The organism is Psychroserpens mesophilus (assembly GCF_050617655.1).
Lineage (GTDB): Bacteria > Bacteroidota > Bacteroidia > Flavobacteriales > Flavobacteriaceae > Psychroserpens > Psychroserpens mesophilus_A.
Genome location: NZ_JBODQC010000307.1, coordinates 1 through 255 on the forward strand (window position 1 = coordinate 1; position 255 = coordinate 255).

The window sequence follows — 255 nt, forward strand, 5'->3', positions numbered from 1 at the left end:
AAAATTAAAGGTCAACGAAAAACGCAAGGTGTTTTCCAATGGGTTCTTTACTTGTGAAGTGGAGAACAGGTACGAAAGGTCTATTTGGGCCGATTTGAACTTAAATCCGGCACCCAAGGTGAAATATTTACGGGCCCCTTTTTCCGGACTTTCGTTAAAGTAACCACTGCGCAGCATAAAGGCCTCACGGAAACGGTACTCCGCACCCAATGCCCAAGTAACTTCCTTCAGCTCTTCACTGAATCCATCCGGAGC

1 protein-coding gene is annotated in these 255 nt (G+C 46.3%); it reads right to left on the minus strand.

The annotated features are described in order from the left end of the window. Window positions 1–255: PorV/PorQ family protein (locus ACRHNM_RS17375; protein WP_431137904.1), on the minus strand; the 255-nt coding region annotated here is incomplete at both ends.